We start from the raw sequence: 21019 nt of genomic DNA on the forward strand, positions 1-21019 counted from the left end.
GTCAGGCGCCCTCGACGATGACGAAATGGCCGGTCGAAGCGGCAAGCCGGAACTTCGAGGCATGCTGGTATTCAGGCGAATGATAGCATTCGATCGCCTTGTCGTAGCTGTCGAACTCGACCAGCACGTGCCGGTTGCCGGTCGCTCCTTCCGGACTCTCGTAGCGGCCCGCGCGGACCGTGAACTTCGCGCCGTATTTCGCGAAGGCGACGGCGTTCGCTTCGATATACTGCTTGTAGACGTCGGGATCGCGGACGTCGATCATCGCCATCCAATAGCCCTTCTTGCTCATTTTCAGGGCCTCCATTTCAGGAAATTGGTAATCAGCGCCAGGCCGAGCGCCTGGCTCTTTTCGGGATGGAACTGCGTGCCGGCGAGGTTGTCGCGCGCCACCGCCGCCGTCACCGCGCCGCCATAGTCGGCGGTCGCCACGATCTCCGCCGGGTTCTTCGCATCCAGGTGGTAGGAATGGACGAAATAGGCGTGCAGCCCTTTCGGGCCGGTCTCGATGCCGGAAAACAGCGGATGCGGGCGGACGAGCTCGATCGTGTTCCAGCCGATCTGCGGGATCTTCAGTGCCGGGTTAGTGGGCGTGATCTCCTTGACGTCGCCGGCGATCCAGCCGAGGCCCTTGGTCACGGTCTTTTCCAACCCGCGTTCCGACATCAGCTGCATGCCGACGCAGATGCCGAGGAACGGCCGCCCTTTGCGAAGCGCGACTTCCTCCACCGCCTCCCACATGCCTGGCACCGCATGCAGGCCGGCGGCGCAGTCGGCATAGGCGCCGACGCCCGGCAGCACGATGCGGTCGGAGGAACGCACGCGCTCGGCGTCGGCCGTCAGCTCGATGGACGCTGCAAGGCCCGCCTCATGCGCGGCGCGCTCGAACGCCTTGGTGGCCGAGCGCAGATTGCCCGAGCCGTAGTCGATGATGGCTACCCGCATGTCAGGGCCTTCCAGGCGTATGGGTCAGGCCGAGCGCCATGCCTGTCTGTGGCGGACGTGCCTGGGATGCATCCGGCACGATGCGCGGCAGGGCCGGCTGTTCTTCGCTCTCCCCGCCGGCTTCCAGCGCGTGGCGCGTCTCGGCATCGGCGAGATTGCCGGCCTCGACCACGCCCCATTCGCGCCAGCCGCGCCGCCGCAGCGAAGCGATGCGCAGGCCCTGGCCTTCGAAGCCGATATAGAGCGAGACCAGCAGCGACAGCAGCGATCCCGTCCCTTCGAGCCCGAGCCGCTCGCCGGCCACGGACAGGATCGCCATGACGAGGAAGGTCAAAGCCGCCTCGATCCACATACGGTGCCAGGCGAGCCAGAGCGGCGCGACCAGGAAACCCAGCCAGGTGAAGCTGTCGCGCACGAAGCTTGCGTCCTCGGCCCTGTCGCCGGCCGGCGGCTGCATCACGACATAGATCGCCATAGGGTTATCCTTTCAGGGATCCCTTTGTGGACGGCACCGCATCGGGCTGGCGTGGATCGGGCTCCAGCGCTGCGCGCAACGCCCGCGCCACCGCCTTGAAGCAGGTTTCGGCGATATGATGGTTGTTGGCGCCGTAATGGTTGGTCACATGCAGCGTGATGCCGGCATTCTGCGCCAGCGCCTGGAAGAACTCGCGCACCAGCTCCGTGTCGAACGTGCCGATCTTCGGCGACGAGAAGGCGACGTTCCAGACCAGGAAGGGCCGGCCGGAGACGTCGATCGCCGCCCTGGTCAGCGTCTCGTCCATGGCAAGGTCGATCGAGGCATAGCGCATGATGCCGCGCYGCTCGCCCAGCGCCTTGCTCAAGGCCTGGCCGATCGCGATGCCGGTGTCCTCGACCGTGTGGTGGTCGTCGATATGCAGGTCRCCCTTGGCCTTGATGGTCATGTCGACCAGTGAATGCCGCGACAGCTGGTCGAGCATATGGTCGAAGAAGCCGACGCCGGTCGAAATGTCGGATTTTCCCTTGCCGTCGACATCGATGGAGACCGAAATCTCGGTTTCCTTGGTCTTGCGGCTGACTTCGGCCGAACGCGTCATCGCTCTGTCCTTGTTGCCCTGTTCGGAGGCGCCGGGGCTTGAAAACGAAAGCCTTCTATCAGCATGATCCGGCGATTGCCAGTTGCCATTCCGGTCGCCATCGGCCTCGGCCGAGGGGCGGTTTGCAATCGTTGGCCCTATGCATACATATGGCCGATCAAACTTACTCGTACCGCGCCAATCGCCTTTTCAAGGGATAGCGCGAATCGGAGCAGAACATGTCGAATGAACTCACCATGCACGCCACGACCATCATCAGCGTGCGCAAGGGCAACAAGGTCGTGATCGCCGGCGACGGCCAGGTCAGCCTGGGCCAGACGATCATGAAGGGCAATGCCCGCAAGGTGCGCCGCATCGGCAAGGGCGGCAGCGTCATTGCCGGCTTCGCCGGCGCCACCGCCGACGCCTTCACTTTGCTCGAGCGGCTCGAAGCCAAGCTCGAGCAATATCCCGACCAGCTGACGCGCGCCTGCGTCGAGCTCGCCAAGGACTGGCGCACCGACCGCTATCTGCGCCGCCTGGAGGCCATGATGCTGGTCGCCGACAAGTCGGTCTCGCTGGCGCTGACCGGCAATGGCGACGTGCTCGAGCCCGAGCATGGGGTCATGGCCATCGGTTCCGGCGGCAACTACGCGCTTGCCGCGGCCCGCGCCCTCATCGACACCGACAAGGACGCCGAGGAGATCGCCCGCAAGGCCATGCAGATCGCGTCCGACATCTGCGTCTACACCAACAACAATTTCGTTGTCGAAACGCTCGACGCCGCCTGAGGTCCGTGATCGGGGAGGAGATCATGGTCGATCAGGAACATAGCTACGATTTTCGGCCGGTCACGGAAAAGGACCTGCCGTTGATCGCCCGGTGGCTGCGCGAGCCGCATGTCGCTGAGTGGTGGGACGATCCGGACAAGGAGATCGCCGAGATCCGCGAGCATATCGAGTCGGTCTCGGTGGAGCCGCTGATCGTCGAACTCGACGGCAGGCCGATTGCCTACCTGCAAAGCTACGATCCGCATATGGAGGACGATCACCCCTATGCGGATCAGCCCTTCGGCACGCTTGGCATCGATCTGTCGATCGGTCCGCCGGAGCTGGTCGGCATCGGCCATGGCTCGGCCATCGTGCGCCAGTTCGTCGAGGAATTGTTCGAGGAGGGCGCGCCGCGCGTCATCATCGATCCGCATCCCGACAATGGCCGCGCCATCCGCGCCTATGGGAAGGCCGGCTTCAGGCCGATCGGCCGCAGGCATTCGCAATATGGGGACGTCGTGCTGATGGCCGTCGACGCCGATGAAGACGACGAAAATCTGGGGGACTGAGTGGATGACTGCGCCTGAAGGGGATAAGACGCTTTCGGCCTATGAAGACAGCTGGCGCATGGGCCTGCTGCTGGTCCTCGCCTTGATCATCTTCCAGGCGGGCGCCTTGTACGGCATGGGGCATCCGCCGATCTGCACCTGCGGCTACGTCAAGCTCTGGCACGGCGTGGTCAACAGCTCGGAGAATTCCCAGCACATCGCCGACTGGTACACCTTCTCGCACATCATCCACGGCTTCCTGTTCTACGCGCTGGCCTGGGCGCTGTTCCCGCGCTCGCCGATCGGTCTGAGGCTCGCCTTCGCCGTACTCATCGAAGGCGGCTGGGAAATCCTGGAAAACAGCCCTTTCATCATCGACCGCTACCGCGCCGGCACCATCTCGCTCAGCTATTACGGCGATTCGATCATCAATTCGGTGTCCGACACGCTGTTCATGGCGCTGGGATTTGTGATGGCGCGAAAGCTACCTATATGGGTGATCGTGGCCCTGGCGCTCATCTTCGAGCTCGGCACGGGTTACATCATCCGGGACAATCTGACGCTCAACGTGATCATGCTGCTGCATCCGTTCGAGTCCATCAGGCAGTGGCAAAGTGGAATTTGAGTAATATGAGCACCTTCTCCCCCCGCGAAATCGTTTCGGAACTCGACCGCTTCATCATCGGCCAGAAGGACGCCAAGCGCGCCGTGGCCATCGCCTTGCGCAACCGCTGGCGCCGCCAGCAACTGGAAGGCCAGATGCGCGAAGAGGTGATGCCGAAGAACATCCTGATGATCGGCCCGACCGGCGTCGGCAAGACCGAGATCTCGCGCCGCCTGGCGCGGCTCGCCGGCGCGCCCTTCGTCAAGGTCGAGGCGACCAAGTTCACCGAGGTCGGCTATGTCGGCCGCGATGTCGAGCAGATCGTGCGCGACCTCGTCGAGGTCGCCATCGGCCTGACCCGCGAGAAGATGCGCGAGGACGTCGCGGCGCGCGCCCAGATCAACGCCGAGGAACGCGTGCTGGAAGCCCTCGTCGGCAAGACGGCGAGCCCGGCCACGCGTGACAGCTTCCGCAAGAAGCTGCGCGACGGCGAGCTCGACGACAAGGAGATCGAGATCGAGGTGGCCGACACCGGCACCGGCGGCATGCCCGGCTTCGAGATCCCCGGCATGCCGGGCGCCAATGTCGGCGTGCTCAACATCAACGACATGCTGTCGAAGGCGATGGGCGGCCGCAGGACCAAGACCCGCAAGACCACGGTGCGCGATTCTTACGCGCTTTTGGTCAACGACGAGTCCGACAAGCTGCTCGACCAGGACGAGGTGGTGCGCAGGGCGCTGGAATCGGCCGAGAATGACGGCATCGTCTTCCTCGACGAGATCGACAAGATCGCCGCCAGGAGCGACATTTCGGGCGGTCCGTCGCGCGAAGGCGTGCAGCGCGACCTGCTGCCGCTCGTCGAAGGCACCACGGTCGCGACCAAATATGGGCCGATCAAGACCGACCATATCTTGTTCATCGCTTCGGGCGCCTTCCACGTCTCCAAGCCGTCCGACCTGCTGCCCGAGCTGCAGGGCCGCCTGCCGATCCGCGTCGAGCTGCGCGCGCTGGAGAAGTCGGATTTCGTGCGCATCCTCACCGAGACCGAAGCGAGCCTCATCAAGCAGTATATCGCGCTGATGAAGACCGAAGGCGTTGAGCTGACCTTCACCGACGACGCCATCGATTCGCTGGCCGGCATCGCCGTCGAGCTCAACGCCAGCGTCGAGAACATCGGCGCGCGGCGCCTGCAGACGGTGATGGAGCGCGTGCTGGACGAGATCTCCTACGACGCGCCGGACCGCCACGGCACGACGGTGACCATCGATGCCGCCTATGTCGAGAAGCATGTCGGCGACCTGTCGCGCAACACCGACCTGTCGCGGTTCATCCTTTAAGCTCTGTCGTGGTTTCGGGCTGGCCCTCGGGCTGGCTCGAAGAACCCTCGCATGCAAAGTGTGGCCAAATGGAAGCATCTGGCCACCATTCTTGGTGGCGGCTCGAAGCCTTCTCTCGACTCTGCGACGCGCTTTACCTAGTTTGCCGCGGATTCGAAAGCGGCGGCGTATGAAGAAACTTATCCTGCTTTTTCTCGGTATGGCCCTGGCGGCGGCGGTGACGATCGCCGATGCCGCGACGATGGTGCCGCCGGGCAACCGCAACAGCGTGCAGCCGGATATTCCGGGCGCTTCCAGCCGGCGCACCCAGGCCACCAACACAACCTTCCAGGCCAAGTACCGCAAGGTCTATGCGCTCTTGCAGAACGATGCCGAATTGCGCGGCAAGATCAGGAAGGTGGCGGCGGCCTACGGCATCGACCCCATGCATATCGTCGGCGCCATCGTCGGCGAGCATACCTACAATGTCGACGCGTATGACCGCCTGCAGACCTATTACGTCAAGGCGATCTCCTATCTGTCGAGCAAGCTCTCCTTCGCCTATCACGGCGAGGACATCTCGGACTTCATCCAGCGGCCGGAATTCAAGAAATGCGCCGGCATGGACGACAGCTATGATCTGTGGGAATGCCGCGAGCAGGTCTGGAACCACTCCTTCCGCGGCAAGACCGTCGGCGGCGAGGACTTCCCCAACGACCGCTTCGGCGCCACCTTCTTCCAGCCCTATTACGCCRGCCAGACCTTCGGCCTCGGCCAATTGAACCCGCTGACCGCGCTGCAGATGAGCGATCTGGTGCACAAGGTCTCCGGCTTGCCGAGGCTCGATGTCGATGATCCCAACGCCGTCTACAAGACCATCATGGATCCGGACCTGACGCTGCCTTACGTCGCCGCGACCATCAGGAAGTCGATCGACGCCTACCGCGGCATCGCCGGCTTCGACATCTCGAAGAATCCAGGCCTGACCGCCACGCTCTACAATGTCGGCAATCCCGAGCAGCGCGCCTATGCGCTGAAGGAAGAGAACGAAAAGCGCCGCGCCGAAGGCCAAGCCGAAAAGCTGCCCGAGGAGAACTATTACGGCTGGCTGGTCAACGACAAGTTGGACGAGCTGAAGGCGCTGTTTTAGCTGACCTCACGCCGCCAACAGCGACTTCAGCTTGACCGCTTGCGAGCCGAGCGCCTCCGGCGCCGGGCTCGCCCGCTTGGCGATCAGCATTTCCGCCAGGCGGATGTCGCGCGCCACCGCGTTGCCGGAGCCGATCCCGCTGGCTGCGACCAGCCTGCCGTCCTCAGCCAGATGGAACAGGATGAAGGCGCCGTCATCGAGGTCGCGCCGCACGATGCTCTTGCCTTCGTCGGGCAGCCCGGCGATTTGCAGGGTGAGCCCATACTGATCCGACCAGAACCACGGCACGGCCGCATGCGCCTCGCCGGCGCCCAGCATGTTCTTCGCGGCCAGCGCGCCCTGTTCCTGGGCGTTGCGCCAGGCTTCGAGACGCACGCGCCGCCCGCCATAGACGGCGAGCGGGAACGAGCAGCAATCGCCGGCGGCGAAGATATCCGGGTCGGCGGTGCGCAAATGTTCGTCGACGGCGATGCCGTTATCGATCGCCAAACCCGCCTCGGCGGCGAGCGCCGTCACCGGCACCGCGCCGATGCCGATCACCGCGAGATCGGCGACGACCGTCTGTCCATCGGCCAGCGTGATGGCGACTTCTTTGCCGTCATCGGCAATCGCGGCGATCCCCTGGCCGGTGCGGATCGCAACGCCCTCGGCCTCATGCGCCTTGTGGATGATTTCGGCGATCTCCGCCGGCACGCCGCGCATCAGGATGCGCGGCTGCGCCTCGATGACGGTGACCGTGGCGCCGAGCTTGCGCGCCGCCGCGGCAAGCTCCAGGCCGATGAAGCCGCCGCCGATGATGGCGACACGGTTGCCGGCGTTGAGATGGGCGCGGATGGCCAGCGCGTCGTTGAAGGTCCTCAGGTAAACGCAACGGCCCCCGAGGCCCGGCATCGGCAGCTTGCGCGGCACCGATCCAGTCGCCAGCAAAAGCTTTTCATATGGCAGCGAAGATCCGTCCGACAGCTGCACGGTATGGGCTGCACGATCGATCGCGACGGCCCGGACGGAATGGATGTGGCGGATCGAGCGTTCGGCGAACAGTTCGTCGCTGGCGATCGCCTTGATGACCGGAACCTCGCCGGTCATCGCGTCCTTCGACAGTGGCGGCCGCTCGTAAGGCAGATGCGGCTCGTCGCCGACCAGCGTGACCGGCCCTTCATAGCCGAGATCGCGGAGCGCAAGCGCCGCGCGTCCGCCGCACTCGCCGGCCCCGATGATCACCATCCCCGCCATTGTCTCACCCGATCTGGATCAGGACTTTTCCGGCATCGACCTTGACCGGATAGGTCTTGAGATTGACGCAGACCGGCGCGCCGCGCGCGTCGCCGGTCTTGTAGTTGAAGCGGCCATTGTGCTTGGGGCATTCGATGATGTCGTCCATCACCAGCCCGTCGGCCAGATGCACCTTTTCATGCGTGCACAGGCCGTCGGTCGCGAAGTATTCGTCGTCCGGGCTGYGGTAGATGGCGAAGGTTCGGCCGCCATGGTCGAACCGCATCACGTCCTCTTCGTCGATGTCTTCAGCCGCGCAGGCCTCGACCCAGTCGCTCATCTTATCCTCCGCGAAAATCGATTGGTTAAGCTCTTCGGCAGTTCATTCGGCCGCGGYCGCCACCGGATTGTCGTTGTGCAGTTCTTCCCGGTAGGGCTTCGCCGTCGGCGGCAGCGCGCGCTTGAGGAAATAGTCCTCGTTGCGCAGCTGGCGCAGGAAAGCCGGGATCATCTCGCGGTAGCCGGCCAGGATCGATGGGGTCGGCGCCGGCAGATCGTGCCTGATCATTTCATGCAGCTTCGGCAGCGCGTGATAGGGCACCATCGGGAACATGTGGTGCTCCACATGGTAGTTCATGTTCCAGTAGATGAAGCGGCTGATCGGGTTCATGTAGACGGTGCGGCTGTTCAGCCGGTGATCGATGACATTCTCAGCCAGCCCGCCATGCTGCAGCAGGCCGGTCATGACGTGATGCCAGGCGCCATAAAGACGAGGCAGGCCGACGAGCATCAGCGGCAGCCAGGAATGCAGGTAGAGGGCCAAAGCGATGGTCACCAGATAGATGGCGACCCAGATGCGGGCCACGCGGATGGCCTTCGGCTGCTCCTGCTCGGGGATGAAGGTCTTTTCCGCGGCGCTGATGACGCCGGCGGCGTTGCGCACCATGTCGGTCATCGCATGCCAGGCGTCGAGGATGCCGAAGAAGTTCAGGACCACACGCAGCAGGTCCGGCGGGCGCATGACGGCGATCTCCGGGTCGCGGCCGACGATGATCGTGTCGGTGTGGTGGCGCGTGTGGCTCCAGCGCCAGGTCACCGGGTTGCGCATGATCATGAAGCAGGCGAGCTGGTAGACGGCATCGTTCATCCATTGCGTGCGGAAGGCCGTGCCATGGCCGCATTCGTGCCAGCGGGAATCGGTCGAGGAGCCGTAGAGCGTGCCGTAGACGAAGAAGAACGGCACGCACCACCAGCTGCCCCAGAACCAGATGCCGCCCGCGGCGCTGACGACGAAGGCGCCCAGCCAGATGATGGTGTCGCGGATCGCCGGCTGGTCGGAGCGCTGCATCAGCTCCTTCATCTGCTTGCGCGGGATCTCGGTGTGATACCACTCGGCCGCCGCCAGYCCGTTCTCGACCGCGAGCCTGGCGTCTCGTCCGGTCAGGCTGTAGTCGCGCGGCGACGCCGCCGAAGACGTGATTGCCGTCATTGGGGTTCCTCCGCCAGCGCCTTGGCGACTGCCCCGACCATGCAGGGCTCGCGCATCGCTGACTTTCCACTTCAGCATAGTCGCAAGGTCTGATAGTCTCAACATCACAAAGATAGTTTCTATCATTTCCTATCAGAATGATATATCTTCGGTCGCGTTGACGAGGAAGCATTGATGACAAAGCGGCCGACCATTACCGATCTCGCGCGCGTCTCCGGCGTCAGCGTCGCCACGGTCGACCGGGTACTGAACAGCCGCCTGCCGGTGCGCGAGGAAACCGCGCGCCGCGTCTACGACGCCGCCACCGAGATCGGTTATCACGCGGCGGGGCTGATCAAGCAGCGCATGCGCCAGGAATTGCCGGAATACCGGCTCGGCTTCCTGCTGCTGAGGGGCAATGACGTCTTCTACGGTGATTTCGCCAGGGAGCTTGAGCTGGCGGTCGCGCAGTCGCAACGTTTCCGCGGCGTTGCGACCGTCGAGTTCGCCACTTCGCTGGTGCCTGACGAGATCGCAGCCCAGATGCGCAAACTGGCGGCCAAGTCGAGAGCCATCGCCGTTGTCGGCCCGGACCATCCCAACCTGACGGCGGTCGTGGAGGCGCTGAAGGCGAGGGGGCAGCCGGTCTTCTCGTTGCTGTCCGACTTTGCCGCCGGCATCCGCGAGGGCTATGTCGGTCTCGACAACCGCAAGGTCGGGCGCAGCGCAGCCTGGATGATCGCCAAGGCCGCCAGGAAGCCGGGCAAGGTGGCACTCTTCGTCGGCAGCCACCGCTTCCACGGCCATGAGCTGCGCGAGATCGGCTTCCGCTCTTTCTTCCGCGAGCATGCGCCGGACTTCACCGTGATGGAGACACTGGTCAACCTCGAGGCCAATGACGTGACGCATGACGCCATGCTCGACCTCCTGGCGCGCCATCCCGATCTTGCCGGCTGCTACGTTGCCGGCGGTGGCATGGAGGGCGCGGTCTCGGCGCTGAGGACGGCGCGCCCGGCCGAGATGCCGGTCGTCATCTGCAACGAGATCAACGCCGTCTCGCGCGCCGCACTTGCCGACAACATCCTCACCATGGTGATCTCGACGCCGCTCGCAGCGCTCTGCCGGGAACTCGTCGGGCTGATGGCGCACGCCATCGAAAGCGGCGCCGCCAATGCGCCAGGGCAGACCTTCCTGCCCTTCGACATCTATCTGCCGGAAAATATCTAGCGTCCGCAGTGATGGAATCCATCAGGCTGATGAATTCTTTCATGGCGGTTTGCCGCGATTCCGGCCCGTGCGGCGACGATCGCGGCCTTCGTCCCGTCGATCGTGATCGAAAAACCGGCCGCCCCGGTCGGAATCGCCCTTGACGTTTCCAAAACGAAATGGAATAAATATTTCACCAACCAGGCCTTTTGGTTCTTTCGTTCCGAAGCGTCTGTTCGGACGGAGGAAGAGGCGTTCCAATCGAATTGGCGACGCCGCATGGCCGCAGGGAGAGATTCCCCGGGCAAACCGGGGATTCCGGTTCAATGGGTGCAGCCGGACACCAAGTGGAGGAGAATAAAATGAAGAAACTTCTTTTGGGCGTCGCGCTTTCGGCGCTGATGTGTTCATCCGCCTTCGCCGCCAAGATCGGCGTCTCGATGGCTCTTTTCGACGACAACTTCCTGACCGTGCTGCGCAACGGCATGATCGCCCAGGCCAAGGGAATGGATGGCGTCGAGCTGCAGGTCGAGGACGCGCAGAACGACGTCGCCAAGCAGCTCGACCAGATCAAGAACTTCGCCGCCTCGGGCGTCGACGCCATCATCGTCAATCCGGTCGACACCTCGGCCACCCAGGCGATGTCGGACGCGGCCGCTGCCGCTAAGATCCCGCTGGTCTACGTCAACCGCGAGCCGGTCAACGTCGACAAGCTCCCCGACAACCAGGCCTTCGTTGCCTCGAATGAGGCCGAATCCGGCACGCTCGAGACCAAGGAAGCCTGCCGCCTATTCAAGGAAGCCGGCAAGAAGGAAGCCAATGTCTATGTGATCATGGGCGAGCTCTCGAACCAGGCCGCGGTGCAGCGCACCAAGGACATCGAGGAAGTGATCGCCACGCCGGACTGCAGCTTCATCAAGATCATCGACAAGCAGACCTCGAACTGGAAGCGTGACGAAGCGCAGAACCTGATGACCAACTGGCTGTCGTCGGGCAAGGCCTTCGACGGCGTCATCGCCAACAACGACGAAAGCGCAATCGGCGCCATCCAGGCGATGAAGGCCGCCAACATCGACATGAAGTCGGTCGTGGTCGGCGGCGTCGATGCCACCCAGGACGCGCTGGCCGCCATGCAGGCGGGCGATCTCGACGTCACGGTCTTCCAGGACGCGGCCGGTCAGGGCGCCGGCGCGCTCGATGCGGCGCTGAAGCTTTCCAAGGGCGAAAAGGTGGACAAGAAAGTCTACATCCCGTTCCAGCTCGTGACGCCGGCGAACATCGACAAGTTCTTGAAGAAGAACTGAGGCGCCTCGATACGGGGCGGCGCGTCCAATCGGAACAAGCGCGCCGCTCCGCCTTTCCTCCCGTCCGCGGGAGGCCGGACAAGTGCGCCCCGACGGAGGAAGAAGACGTGTCACAGACATCGCATGGCATTGGCGGGCTGAGCTATGACGCCAAGAAGCGTCCATGGCCGGCCGAGTTCAACGTGTTCCTGGCGCTGGTTATCCTGGTCGCCGCCTTCGAGCTGATCGGCCGCGTCTTCCTCGGCGACAGCTTCCTGTTCAACACCCGCGAGAACGTCTCGGGCCTGTTCAACGAGCAGCGCCTGCAGATCATCATCCTGCAGGTTTCGATCGTCGGCATCATCGCCATCGGCGTCACCCAGGTCATCATCTGCGGCGGCATCGATCTGTCCTCGGGCTCGATCGTCGGCGCCACCGCCATGATCGCCATGAGCTTCGCCCAGGTCGCGACCGTCAATGGCAATCCCAACCCCAAGGCGATGTTCATCGACTATGGCTGGACCGACCTGCCGGTCATCGTGCCGTTGCTGGTGGCGATCGGCTGCGGCCTGATCGCCGGCCTGATCAACGGGTTCCTGATCGCCTATACCCGCATTCCACCTTTCATCGCCACGCTGGGCATGATGGTCACCGCCCGCGGCATCGCCAAATGGTGGTCGAAGGGCCAGYCGATCTCGTTCCCGACCGACAGCTTCGCGGCCATCGGCAAGGGCCTGATGCCCGTCGTCATCTTCATCTCGCTGGCGATCCTGTTCCAGCTCATCTTGACCTACACGAAATACGGCAAGCACTGCTACGCCATCGGCTCCAACGAGGATGCCGCGCGCATGTCCGGCATCAAGATCGCCAACCACAAGGTGCTGGTCTATGCCATCGCCGGCATCCTGGCCGCGATCGCCGCGGTGGTGCTCTCCTCCAAGAACCTCACCGCCCAGGCCGGCATGGGCGTCATGTACGAGCTCGATGCCATCGCCATGGCGGTCATCGGCGGCGTCTCGCTCTCGGGCGGCCGCGGCTCGATCATCGGCACCGTCATCGGCTCGCTGATCTTCGGCGTCATCATTTCCGGCTTCACCTTCCTGCGCCTCGACGCCTACTATCAGGAGATGGTGAAGGGCGTGATCATCGTCGGCGCGGTCGTTCTCGATCAATGGCGCCAGCGCCGCCGCGCGATAGGAGCTTGACCATGTCGGACATCGTTCTGAAGACCGAGAACCTCACCAAGCATTATGGCGGCGTGCATGCGCTGCAGGAGGCGAATTTCGAGCTGCGCAAGGGCGAGCATGTCGCCATCATGGGCGACAACGGCGCCGGCAAATCGACCTTCGTGCGCCAGATCACCGGCGTCGAGCAGCGCACCGACGGCAAGATCTGGTTCGACGGCAAGGAGGTGAATTTCTCCGGCCCCATCGAGGCGCGCGAGGCAGGCATTGAGACCGTGTTCCAGAACCTCGCGCTGGCCGACGACCTCGACGTGCCGTCCAACCTGTTCCTCGGTCGCGAGAAGGTGCTGTTCAACCTCGGCCCCTTCTCCATCCTCGACCGCAAGGCGATGCGCAAGGCGACGGAGGCAGCACTTGTTCGCACGGCGGTGAAGATCCCCAACCTCTCCAGCACCATCCGCCACATGTCGGGCGGCCAGCGCCAGTGCGTGGCGATCGCCAGGACCGCGACCTTCGCCTCCAAGCTGATCATCATGGACGAGCCGACGGCGGCGCTCGGCGTGCAGGAGACGGCGCAGGTCGAAAACATCATCCGTACGCTGAAGGAAAACGGCGAGCCGCTGATCCTGGTCAGCCACAACATGCGCCAGGTGTTCGACCTGGTCGACCGCATCGTCGTCTTCCGCCGCGGCCGCATCGTCGCCAACCTGCGCAAGCAGGACACCGACGGCAACGACATCGTCGCCTACATCACCGGCGCGAAGACCGGACAGGCGGAACGTCAGGCTGCCTGACGGGCGCCACGACGGGATCAAGCCAATCTTCCGCGCCAAAAGGCGCGGATATGCCTATAAAACCCACCTCGAAGGACATTCCATGACACTCCGCTTCGCTCTCCTCGGCGCCGGCCGCATCGGCAAGGTGCATGCCCGCGCCGTCGCCTCCAACCCGCAGGCCAGGCTGGTGGCCGTAGCCGATGCCTTCGAGAAAGCGGCGACGGAGCTCGCCTCCGCCTATGGCGCCGAAGTCCGCACGATCGACGCCATCGAGCAGGCCAAGGACATCGACGCCGTCATCATCTGCACGCCGACCGACACCCATGCCGATCTGATCGAGCGCTTCGCCAAGGCCGGCAAGGCGATCTTCTGCGAGAAGCCGATCGATCTCTCCGTCGAGCGGGTCGAGAAATGCCTGGCCGTGGTCGAGAAGACCGGAGCCACGCTGATGGTCGGCTTCAACCGCCGCTTCGACCCGCATTTCGCCGCCGTCCGCAAGGCGATCGACGACGGCGCCATCGGCGCAGTCGAGATGGTCACCATCACGTCGCGCGATCCCGGCGCCCCGCCGCTCGATTACATCGCCCGCTCCGGCGGCATTTTTCGCGACATGACCATCCATGATTTCGACATGGCCCGCTTCCTGCTGGGTGAAGAACCTGTTGCCGTCAGCGCCCACGCCTCGGTGCTGGTCGACAAGAAGATCGGCGATGCCGGCGATTTCGATTCGGTCAGCGTCATCCTCGAAACCGCCTCCGGCAAGCAGGCGGTCATCTCCAACTCGCGCCGCGCCACCTATGGCTACGACCAGCGCATCGAGGTGCATGGCTCGAAAGGCATGGTCGCGGCCGAGAACCAGCGGCCGGTGTCGATCGAGCTCGCCAACGACAAGGGCTACACCCGCCCGCCGCTGCACGACTTCTTCATGACCCGCTACATCGACGCCTATGCCAACGAGATCGCCTCCTTCATCGCCGCGGCGACCGCGGGCAAGAAGGCGGCGCCGAGCGGCAAGGATGGGCTGGTTGCGCTGAAGCTGGCCGATGCGGCCTTGCAATCGGCGAAGACCGGCAAGACCGTCCGCGTCGGCTAGTCCGGCTGGGTGAACGCTTTGAAGGATGGTCGGTTTGTGGTCTGCAAGGGTGGCGATTGGCCGGAACATCCATCGCGTCGTCATCCACGGGCGGAGCAAGGAGCGAAGCGACGCGCGCAGACCCGAGGATCCATGCCGTTACGTTGAAACGATGCTGACGGCGCAGAATTCTGCTCCGCCCGTTCTAGGGCCGGGGTCACGGCATGGATCCTAGGGTCTCCGCGACGGAGCTTCGCTCCTGCTTCGCCCTAGGATGACGAAGTCGGGGACGCCTCGACCAAGTTATCAACGTTGCGACAAGACACCGGGAAGCCGATCGGAACGTCAATGAATCTCGAAAATCCATTGGTCATTCAAAACACAGGAGCACAGCGATGAGCGGTTTGGCCGGTCGCAATTCAGAAACGCGCGCCATCGTCACCGGCGGCGCGCAAGGCATCGGCTTCGCGGTTGCGGAAGCGCTTGCCGATGAGGGCTGTCGCGCGCTGGCGCTGGTCGGCCGCTCGCAGGAGAAAGGCGACAAGGCGGTCGCGGCGCTCAAGAAGAATGGCGTCGACGCCATCTTCATCAGCGCCGATGTCGCCAAGGTCGCCGACTGCAAGCGCGCTGTCGAGACGGCGGTCAAGCATTTCGGCACGCTGAACGCGCTGGTCAACGCCGCCGCCACGTCCGCGCGGGGATCGTTGGTGGAGACCACGGAAGAACTCTTCGACCAGATCTTTGACACCAACGTGCGCGGACCGTTCTTCCTAATGCAGGGCCTTGTCGCGCATCTGCTCGAACGCAAGGCGCCGGGCTCGATCGTCAACGTGCTGTCGATGTCGGCGCATGCCGGCCAGTCGTTCCTCACGCCCTATTCGACCAGCAAGGGCGCGCTGATGACGCTGACCAAGAATGTCGCGAGCGCCTATCGCAAGAACCGCATCCGCTGCAACGCCGTGCTGCCCGGTTGGATGGACACCGAGGGCGAGGCGATCGTCCAGAAGAAATGGCACGACGCGCCCGACGACTGGCTGGAGAAGGCCGAAGCGGCGCAGCCCATGGGCCAGTTGGTGAAACCGGCTCAGCTCGCCCGGCTGATCACCTATATGCTGAGCCCCCAGGCCGGCGTCATGACCGGCTCGCTGGTGGACTACGACCAGAACATCGCCGGGGTGATCGGGGAGTAGAATCGTCGCACGTGACAAGCGCCCCGACATCGACTATATGAGCCGCATGATCCACCTGACCGCCTCGTTTTGGTACTTTAGCTACGGTAGCTCGCTGGCGGCGGGAGGATTGCGCTCGATCTGAAAAACTCCAGATCAAAATCCGACAAGCCGCCAGACCTGGCGGCTTTTTTGTTTCAGCCGGCGGGTCTCCTAACCAGGAGCAGAAAGCCGTGTTGACCACCACAGACGACCTTCGGGTCAGAGAACTCAAAGTCCTGAGCACGCCGGAAGAGGTGATGCGCGAGATACCGCGCTCGCTCACGGCGACGCGCACCGTTGCCGCCTCGCGCAACGCCATCCATTCCATCCTCACGGGGGCCGACGATCGACTGGTGGTCATCGTCGGCCCTTGTTCCATCCACGATCCGGTCGCCGCCGTGGACTACGCCAGCCGTCTGGCGGCGCTGCGCGAGGCCCTGGCCGACCGGCTCGAGATCGTCATGCGCGTCTATTTTGAGAAGCCGCGCACCACGGTCGGCTGGAAGGGCCTCATCAACGATCCCGACCTCGACGGCAGCTTCAACATCGACAAGGGCTTGCGCATGGCGCGCAACGTCTTGTCGGCCGTCAACAATCTCGGCCTGCCGGCGGCGACCGAATTCCTCGACATGACCACGCCGCAATACATCGCCGACCTCGTCGCCTGGGGCGCCATCGGCGCGCGAACCACCGAAAGCCAGATCCATCGCGAGCTGGCCTCGGGTCTCTCCTGCCCGGTCGGTTTCAAGAACGGCACCGACGGCAATCTGAGGATCGCCGGCGAAGCGGTGAAGTCGGCCGCCCAGCCGCATCATTTCATGGCGGTGACCAAGGGCGGCCGCAGCGCCATTGCCGCGACCACCGGCAATGAGGATTGCCATGTCATCCTGYGCGGCGGCATCACGCCGAACTACGATGCCGCAAGCGTCGAGGCTGCCGCCGCCGAGCTCGGCCGCATCGGCGTCGCGCCGCGGCTGATGATCGATGTCAGCCACGCCAACAGCGCCAAGAAGCCGGAGAACCAGCCGAAGGTTGCGCATGACGTGGCGGGCCAGGTCGCTTCCGGCGACGAGCGCATCATCGGCGTCATGATCGAGAGCAATCTCGTCGCCGGCCGCCAGGACGTCGTGCCCGGCAAGCCGCTCGTCTACGGCCAGAGCATCACCGACGGCTGCATCGACTGGGCGACCACCGAGACCGTGCTGCACGGCCTTGCCGGCGCCGTCGAATGGCGCCGGTCGGTGAAGCGCGAACTGCTCGCCAGCCGGCAAGGCGCTGCCTGAGCGAAATGTTGGAGAGGGCGGCGCTCACGCCGCCCTCAACCCTTCCCAGACCGTGAAGATCGAAACGGCAAACAGCAGCAGCCCGGCGACTCGCCCAGCAAGTATGGTCGCTTGCGGATTGTCGACCAGCAGCTCCCGGCTGCGGCCGGCGGTGACGGCGAGCCCGCCATAGATCGCCGCCTGCGTGGCGACCGTCAGCAATCCCATGATTGTCGCCTGCATCCAGATCGGGCCGTAAGCCGGCTTCAGGAATTGCGGATAGACGGCAAGGATGAAGAGATAGGCCTTCGGATTGATCAGGCAGGTGGCCAGGCCCTGACGAAATGCCTTCCAGGCCGAGCGGCTCGCCGTGGGGCGGTCGTCGCCGACGGTGATCGAGCTGCGCATCAGCGAAATGCCGATMTAGGCCATGTAGGCGGCGCCGGCGACCAGCAGCGGCGTGAACAGCACCRGCACGAAATGCATGAGCAGGCCGACGCCGACCGCCCCGTTCAGCGTGTGCACCGCGCCGCCCAGCATGATGCCGGCGGTGGCCGCCAGGCCGCGATTGCTGCCACCGGTCAGCGCGTTGGCCAGCACGAACAGCATGTCCATGCCCGGGACGGCGATGATGCCGAGCAGAAGCACGAAGAACAGCCAGAGGTTTTCGGCATAGCTCATGTCAGTTGCCTGTCGCTTCGGTCGCTTGCCCACAAAGGAATCTGTTGATTTTCAAGCGCGTAGACGGCCCTATAGGTCACCCCAACTGACGGGGGTGTGTCAGTTGCGTTTCGGTCGGGTGGAAAAATGCGCAAGGCCTCGCGCCTCTTCGAGATCATCCAGATCCTGCGTCTGGCAAAGAAGCCGGTGACGGCGGCGACGATCGCAGAGCGGCTGGAGGTGACCGTGCGCTCGGTCTATCGCGACATCGTCGCCCTGCAGGCGATGCGCGTGCCGATCGAGGGTGGGCGCGGCATCGGCTATATCCTGCGCCCCGGCTTCGACCTGCCGCCGCTGATGTTTTCCATCGAGGAGATGGAGGCGATCGTGCTGTCGCTGGCGTTGCTTGAACGCACCGGCGACGATGAGCTCAAGCAAGCGGCAAAACGCGTCGGAGCCAAGATCGCCGGCGCCGTGCCGCCGCCATTACGGCAGACGCTCGACGCCAACGCAATCCATGCCTGGGGCTTCGCGCCGCCGTCCGCCGCCGCCGTCGACCTCGCCCTGGTCCGCCGCGCCATCCGCGATGAGGAGAAGCTCAGCCTCTCTTATCGCGACGAGGCGGGGCGGGCGACCGACCGCGTCATCCGTCCGGTCGCGCTGATCTATTACGCGGAGACCGCCAACGTCGTCGCTTGGTGCGAATTGCGCCAAGCCATCCGCAATTTCCGCAGCGACCGCATCGAGGATTGCCGGCCGGCGGGCCTGTGGTTCAAGGGCGAAGGCGACCGGCTGCGGCAGGTCTGGGTCGACGGCTGGGAGATCAACGCCACGGCAGCCGGCGGCAACTGAGGCGCTGCCGACGTTCAGGGAACGATGCCGCGGCAGGCCCAGGCGATATTGGCGAAGGATCGCGGGCCGTCGGGCCTGCCGGCCTGATAGGCATCGCGCACGGCGGCCTCGATGCGCTTCTGTTCGGCCGCGTCCAGCGTGGTCAGGTATCTGCCGAGCGGCCCTTCGCCGGCGCCGATCGGCGCCCAGAAGTCGTCGAAATCCGCGTAGTCCATGCGGATCATCAGCTCGGCCTCGGTAACGTCGACGAGACCCTGCTCGGCAAAGGTTCGCTTCATCTCGCCCGGCTGCATCATCGGCTGGAAGCAATAGCGGCTTCGCATCTGGCGCCCGCTTTCGCTGAGCGCTGCGACGGTGTCGATCATCATGCGCATGCCGGTCATGCCGCCGTAATGGTCCCAGACCACGGCCGCGACCACGCCGCCCGGCCGCACGACGCGGCGCATCTCGGCCACCGCCTTGCCGGCCTCCGGCACGAAGTGCAACACCAGCAGCGCCAGCGTGCGGTCKAAGATATTGTCGGCGAACGGCAGCGCCGTGGCATCGGCCTGGCTGATGGTGACGCGCGGATCGGTGTTTTTCTCTTTCGCCGCCTCGACGAAGACCGGCGAAAAGTCGATGGCCTGGATCTCGGCTAGATCGGCTGATTTTGCCAGCTCGAAGGTGAGGCTACCGGTGCCGCAGCCGACGTCGAGGATTGTCTCGCCGGGGGCAAGCCCGGCGAAATCGATGAACTTGGGCGCGAGTCTTTTGCTCCAGCGGCCCATGAGCTGCTCATAGCCGGACGCGGCGTGAACGGTGAAGCTTGATGTCATCCCGCCCTCCCTTCGCTGCTTCCAGCCTAGACCTGCGCGGGAGCCATGCCAAGCGACGAAAGCAGCCGATCGTCCCGTGAGCGCAACCAGGCGTGGAGCGGGTCGGCGCTGGCCGGTCCGGCACGTTGCCGGGAACATGTACAGAAGCTAATATAGTGCCGACCCTCGCGGACATTGGGGGACGGGGTGAGCAAGATCCTGATTTGCGGTGGAGGCGTAATCGGGTTGTGCACGGCGGCCATGCTTGGCCGCGACGGTCATGACGTGACGGTCCTTGAGGCCGATCCGGCGGATCAGCCTTCGAGTTCCGTTCAAGGGTGGGATTGGGAGCGCCCTGGCGTCGCGCAATTCAGGCAGCCTCACAACCTCAGCTCGCGTTTCCGGATGGTCGCCGATCAGGAACTGCCCGGGCTGACGGATATATTGCTGCGCGCCGGCTGCGTCTGGATGGACTTCTTCGACCCTCGGTCGCTGCCCCCGACAATAACGGACAGGGCGCCCCGCCCGGGCGATGAAGCGATGCGCTTCGTCACCGGCCGGCGGCCAGTGATCGAATGGGCCGTGGCCGAGATGGCGCAAGCGGCGCCCAATGTGATGATCCGGCGGGGGACCAAGGTTCGCGAACTGGTCACGGGCGCTTCGGCCATTCCCGGCGTGCCGCATATTGCGGGCGTCCGCACAACCTCCGGCGAAGAGATTCGCGCCGATCTGGTGATCGACGCGATGGGTCGGCGAAGCCCTGCCTGCGAATGGATCGTGGCGGCCGGAGGCCGCAGCCCGAGCGAGGAAGCCGAGGACAGCAATTTCGCCTACTTCACCCGCTACTTCACGGGCAAGCAGCGGCCGCGCCGAAAGGGCCGCCTGCTCACGCCGATGGGGATGTTCTCCATTCTCACGCTGGACGGCGACAACGACACCTGGTCGGTCACCCTGTTCACTTCCGCGAGAAACAAGGCCATGCGGGCTTTGCGCGACACGGCCACGTTCCACCGTGTCGTCATGGCCTGTCCCATGCAGGCCCATTGGCTTGACGGCGAGCCGATCACGCATGTCCTGCTGATGGCGGGCGTTCTCGACCGCTACCGGCGCTTTGTCGTCGACGGCCAGCCCGTCGTCACCGGATTTGCGGCTGTGGCCGACGCCTGGGCCTGCACCAATCCGTCCGCCGGGCGGGGCTTGAGCGTCRGTCTTGTGCACGCGCAGGTGCTCAGGAACGTCGTTCGCCGGCACATCGACGACCCTGCCGAATTCTCGCGAGAATACGATGCCGAGACCGAGCGCCAGGTCGGCCCGTTCTATCGCAACCAGATCGCCGCCGACCGTGACCGGATCGCGGAGATCAACGCCCTGGCGGACGGCCTTCCTGTTCCGCCGCCGAATCCGGTCACGGCCCGGCTTTTCGCCGCCGCAAGCGAGGATGCCGACGTGTTTCGCGGCGTGATCGAGATCGCCATGTGCGTTTCGCTGCCACAGGACGTCGTCGCCAGGCCGCATATCGCGGCAAAACTGGCCGAGCTGGATGGTCAGCCCTTACCGCCGAGCGCCAACTTCATCGATCGCAACCGTATGGCGTCCCTGCTTGCCGGCTGATCTTTGCGATCTGGGTGGGACTTATCGGGAGCGCCAGCGA

At 64.4% G+C, this 21019-nt stretch carries 23 protein-coding genes; 14 read left to right on the forward strand and 9 right to left on the reverse strand.

Going from position 1 to position 21019, the window contains the following annotated elements:
- Window position 1: 1 nt before the first annotated feature.
- From LCM4577_RS01775 to hisB, 4 genes are read right to left on the reverse strand one after another with little or no spacing between them, the layout of a single operon-like run.
- Complete coding sequence (locus LCM4577_RS01775) at window positions 2-292, reverse strand: DUF1330 domain-containing protein (RefSeq protein ID WP_041009837.1); 291 nt, start codon at window positions 290-292, stop codon at window positions 2-4.
- A gap of 2 nt (window positions 293-294) precedes the next feature.
- Window positions 295-945, reverse strand: a complete 651-nt coding sequence (hisH, locus tag LCM4577_RS01780) for an imidazole glycerol phosphate synthase subunit HisH (protein WP_071069261.1) — start codon at window positions 943-945, stop codon at window positions 295-297.
- 1 nt (window position 946) lies between these two features.
- Window positions 947-1420: a DUF2628 domain-containing protein gene (locus LCM4577_RS01785; RefSeq protein ID WP_071069263.1), complete on the reverse strand. Its 474-nt coding sequence runs from the start codon at window positions 1418-1420 to the stop codon at window positions 947-949.
- Between the two features lie 4 nt (window positions 1421-1424).
- Window positions 1425-2021 (reverse strand): imidazoleglycerol-phosphate dehydratase HisB, encoded by a 597-nt coding sequence (gene hisB, locus LCM4577_RS01790; RefSeq protein WP_071069265.1) that lies wholly within the window; start codon window positions 2019-2021, stop codon window positions 1425-1427.
- A 218-nt stretch (window positions 2022-2239) separates the two neighbouring features.
- Here hisB and hslV point away from each other — a divergent pair, with 218 nt between their 5' ends.
- The 5 genes from hslV (at window position 2240) to LCM4577_RS01815 (ending at window position 6388) form a co-directional block, all read left to right on the forward strand.
- Entirely contained in the window at window positions 2240-2791 is a 552-nt protein-coding gene (gene hslV, locus LCM4577_RS01795) for an ATP-dependent protease subunit HslV (RefSeq protein WP_040986886.1), read from the forward strand.
- Between the two features lie 23 nt (window positions 2792-2814).
- The gene (locus tag LCM4577_RS01800) at window positions 2815-3339 is read left to right on the forward strand and encodes a GNAT family N-acetyltransferase (RefSeq protein WP_071069267.1); all 525 of its coding nucleotides are present in this window, start codon (window positions 2815-2817) and stop codon (window positions 3337-3339) included.
- A 4-nt stretch (window positions 3340-3343) separates the two neighbouring features.
- Window positions 3344-3943 (forward strand): DUF2585 domain-containing protein, encoded by a 600-nt coding sequence (locus LCM4577_RS01805; protein ID WP_071069269.1) that lies wholly within the window; start codon window positions 3344-3346, stop codon window positions 3941-3943.
- 5 nt (window positions 3944-3948) lie between these two features.
- Window positions 3949-5259 (forward strand): ATP-dependent protease ATPase subunit HslU, encoded by a 1311-nt coding sequence (gene hslU, locus LCM4577_RS01810; protein WP_041003701.1) that lies wholly within the window; start codon window positions 3949-3951, stop codon window positions 5257-5259.
- A gap of 94 nt (window positions 5260-5353) precedes the next feature.
- Window positions 5354-6388, forward strand: a complete 1035-nt coding sequence (locus LCM4577_RS01815; protein WP_371410021.1) for a DUF1402 family protein — start codon at window positions 5354-5356, stop codon at window positions 6386-6388.
- Window positions 6389-6394: 6 nt separating this feature from the next.
- On the opposite strand, the gene LCM4577_RS01820 is transcribed toward LCM4577_RS01815, so the two are convergent.
- The 3 genes from LCM4577_RS01820 to LCM4577_RS01830 are packed head-to-tail and all read right to left on the reverse strand — an operon-like array spanning window position 6395 to window position 9089.
- Window positions 6395-7621 carry an NAD(P)/FAD-dependent oxidoreductase gene (locus tag LCM4577_RS01820; protein WP_071069272.1) on the reverse strand — a complete coding sequence of 409 codons (1227 nt, stop codon included), beginning with the start codon at window positions 7619-7621 and terminating at the stop codon, window positions 6395-6397.
- A 4-nt stretch (window positions 7622-7625) separates the two neighbouring features.
- Complete coding sequence (locus LCM4577_RS01825; RefSeq protein WP_071069274.1) at window positions 7626-7940, reverse strand: MocE family 2Fe-2S type ferredoxin; 315 nt, start codon at window positions 7938-7940, stop codon at window positions 7626-7628.
- A gap of 42 nt (window positions 7941-7982) precedes the next feature.
- Window positions 7983-9089 (reverse strand): fatty acid desaturase family protein, encoded by a 1107-nt coding sequence (locus LCM4577_RS01830; protein WP_071069276.1) that lies wholly within the window; start codon window positions 9087-9089, stop codon window positions 7983-7985.
- Between the two features lie 174 nt (window positions 9090-9263).
- Here LCM4577_RS01830 and LCM4577_RS01835 point away from each other — a divergent pair, with 174 nt between their 5' ends.
- The 7 genes from LCM4577_RS01835 to LCM4577_RS01865 all read left to right on the forward strand — a co-directional run bounded on the left by LCM4577_RS01835 (window position 9264) and on the right by LCM4577_RS01865 (window position 17083).
- Window positions 9264-10295 (forward strand): LacI family DNA-binding transcriptional regulator, encoded by a 1032-nt coding sequence (locus LCM4577_RS01835; protein ID WP_071069278.1) that lies wholly within the window; start codon window positions 9264-9266, stop codon window positions 10293-10295.
- A gap of 341 nt (window positions 10296-10636) precedes the next feature.
- The gene (locus LCM4577_RS01840) at window positions 10637-11578 is read left to right on the forward strand and encodes a sugar ABC transporter substrate-binding protein (RefSeq protein ID WP_071069280.1); all 942 of its coding nucleotides are present in this window, start codon (window positions 10637-10639) and stop codon (window positions 11576-11578) included.
- 107 nt (window positions 11579-11685) lie between these two features.
- Complete coding sequence (locus LCM4577_RS01845; protein WP_071069281.1) at window positions 11686-12762, forward strand: ABC transporter permease; 1077 nt, start codon at window positions 11686-11688, stop codon at window positions 12760-12762.
- A 2-nt stretch (window positions 12763-12764) separates the two neighbouring features.
- Window positions 12765-13535 (forward strand): ATP-binding cassette domain-containing protein, encoded by a 771-nt coding sequence (locus LCM4577_RS01850; protein ID WP_071069283.1) that lies wholly within the window; start codon window positions 12765-12767, stop codon window positions 13533-13535.
- Between the two features lie 82 nt (window positions 13536-13617).
- Complete coding sequence (iolG, locus tag LCM4577_RS01855) at window positions 13618-14610, forward strand: inositol 2-dehydrogenase (protein ID WP_071069285.1); 993 nt, start codon at window positions 13618-13620, stop codon at window positions 14608-14610.
- A 374-nt stretch (window positions 14611-14984) separates the two neighbouring features.
- A complete protein-coding gene (locus tag LCM4577_RS01860; RefSeq protein ID WP_071069287.1) occupies window positions 14985-15779 on the forward strand; it encodes an SDR family oxidoreductase in 795 nt (264 codons plus the stop codon).
- Window positions 15780-15991: 212 nt separating this feature from the next.
- Window positions 15992-17083 carry a 3-deoxy-7-phosphoheptulonate synthase gene (locus tag LCM4577_RS01865; protein ID WP_071069289.1) on the forward strand — a complete coding sequence of 364 codons (1092 nt, stop codon included), beginning with the start codon at window positions 15992-15994 and terminating at the stop codon, window positions 17081-17083.
- A 24-nt stretch (window positions 17084-17107) separates the two neighbouring features.
- On the opposite strand, the gene LCM4577_RS01870 is transcribed toward LCM4577_RS01865, so the two are convergent.
- The gene (locus LCM4577_RS01870; protein ID WP_071069291.1) at window positions 17108-17743 is read right to left on the reverse strand and encodes a LysE family translocator; all 636 of its coding nucleotides are present in this window, start codon (window positions 17741-17743) and stop codon (window positions 17108-17110) included.
- Between the two features lie 126 nt (window positions 17744-17869).
- Between LCM4577_RS01870 and LCM4577_RS01875 the strand changes: the two genes are divergently transcribed.
- On the forward strand, window positions 17870-18574 hold the full coding sequence (locus tag LCM4577_RS01875; protein WP_071069293.1) for a YafY family protein: 705 nt from the start codon (window positions 17870-17872) through the stop codon (window positions 18572-18574).
- Window positions 18575-18588: 14 nt separating this feature from the next.
- On the opposite strand, the gene LCM4577_RS01880 is transcribed toward LCM4577_RS01875, so the two are convergent.
- The gene (locus tag LCM4577_RS01880) at window positions 18589-19389 is read right to left on the reverse strand and encodes a class I SAM-dependent methyltransferase (protein ID WP_071069295.1); all 801 of its coding nucleotides are present in this window, start codon (window positions 19387-19389) and stop codon (window positions 18589-18591) included.
- Between the two features lie 186 nt (window positions 19390-19575).
- Between LCM4577_RS01880 and LCM4577_RS01885 the strand changes: the two genes are divergently transcribed.
- Window positions 19576-20979, forward strand: a complete 1404-nt coding sequence (locus LCM4577_RS01885; RefSeq protein ID WP_071069297.1) for an NAD(P)/FAD-dependent oxidoreductase — start codon at window positions 19576-19578, stop codon at window positions 20977-20979.
- Window positions 20980-21019 lie beyond the last annotated feature (40 nt).

It is taken from the genome of Mesorhizobium sp. LCM 4577 (assembly GCF_001854795.2).
In the GTDB taxonomy this organism is placed as follows: domain Bacteria; phylum Pseudomonadota; class Alphaproteobacteria; order Rhizobiales; family Rhizobiaceae; genus Mesorhizobium; species Mesorhizobium plurifarium.

What these genes read in the sequence shown, in the direction of transcription:
- hslU (WP_041003701.1), top strand. Translation starts at nt 3,949, where the DNA reads ATGAGCACCTTCTCCCCCCGCGAAATCGTTTCGGAACTCGACCGCTTC.
- LCM4577_RS01860 (WP_071069287.1), top strand. Translation starts at nt 14,985, where the DNA reads ATGAGCGGTTTGGCCGGTCGCAATTCAGAAACGCGCGCCATCGTCACC.
- LCM4577_RS01820 (WP_071069272.1), bottom strand. Translation starts at nt 7,621, where the DNA reads ATGGCGGGGATGGTGATCATCGGGGCCGGCGAGTGCGGCGGACGCGCG.
- LCM4577_RS01840 (WP_071069280.1), top strand. Translation starts at nt 10,637, where the DNA reads ATGAAGAAACTTCTTTTGGGCGTCGCGCTTTCGGCGCTGATGTGTTCA.
- LCM4577_RS01785 (WP_071069263.1), bottom strand. Translation starts at nt 1,420, where the DNA reads ATGGCGATCTATGTCGTGATGCAGCCGCCGGCCGGCGACAGGGCCGAG.
- hisH (WP_071069261.1), bottom strand. Translation starts at nt 945, where the DNA reads ATGCGGGTAGCCATCATCGACTACGGCTCGGGCAATCTGCGCTCGGCC.
- LCM4577_RS01775 (WP_041009837.1), bottom strand. Translation starts at nt 292, where the DNA reads ATGAGCAAGAAGGGCTATTGGATGGCGATGATCGACGTCCGCGATCCC.
- LCM4577_RS01875 (WP_071069293.1), top strand. Translation starts at nt 17,870, where the DNA reads ATGCGCAAGGCCTCGCGCCTCTTCGAGATCATCCAGATCCTGCGTCTG.
- LCM4577_RS01835 (WP_071069278.1), top strand. Translation starts at nt 9,264, where the DNA reads ATGACAAAGCGGCCGACCATTACCGATCTCGCGCGCGTCTCCGGCGTC.
- iolG (WP_071069285.1), top strand. Translation starts at nt 13,618, where the DNA reads ATGACACTCCGCTTCGCTCTCCTCGGCGCCGGCCGCATCGGCAAGGTG.
- LCM4577_RS01850 (WP_071069283.1), top strand. Translation starts at nt 12,765, where the DNA reads ATGTCGGACATCGTTCTGAAGACCGAGAACCTCACCAAGCATTATGGC.
- LCM4577_RS01800 (WP_071069267.1), top strand. Translation starts at nt 2,815, where the DNA reads ATGGTCGATCAGGAACATAGCTACGATTTTCGGCCGGTCACGGAAAAG.
- hslV (WP_040986886.1), top strand. Translation starts at nt 2,240, where the DNA reads ATGTCGAATGAACTCACCATGCACGCCACGACCATCATCAGCGTGCGC.
- LCM4577_RS01805 (WP_071069269.1), top strand. Translation starts at nt 3,344, where the DNA reads ATGACTGCGCCTGAAGGGGATAAGACGCTTTCGGCCTATGAAGACAGC.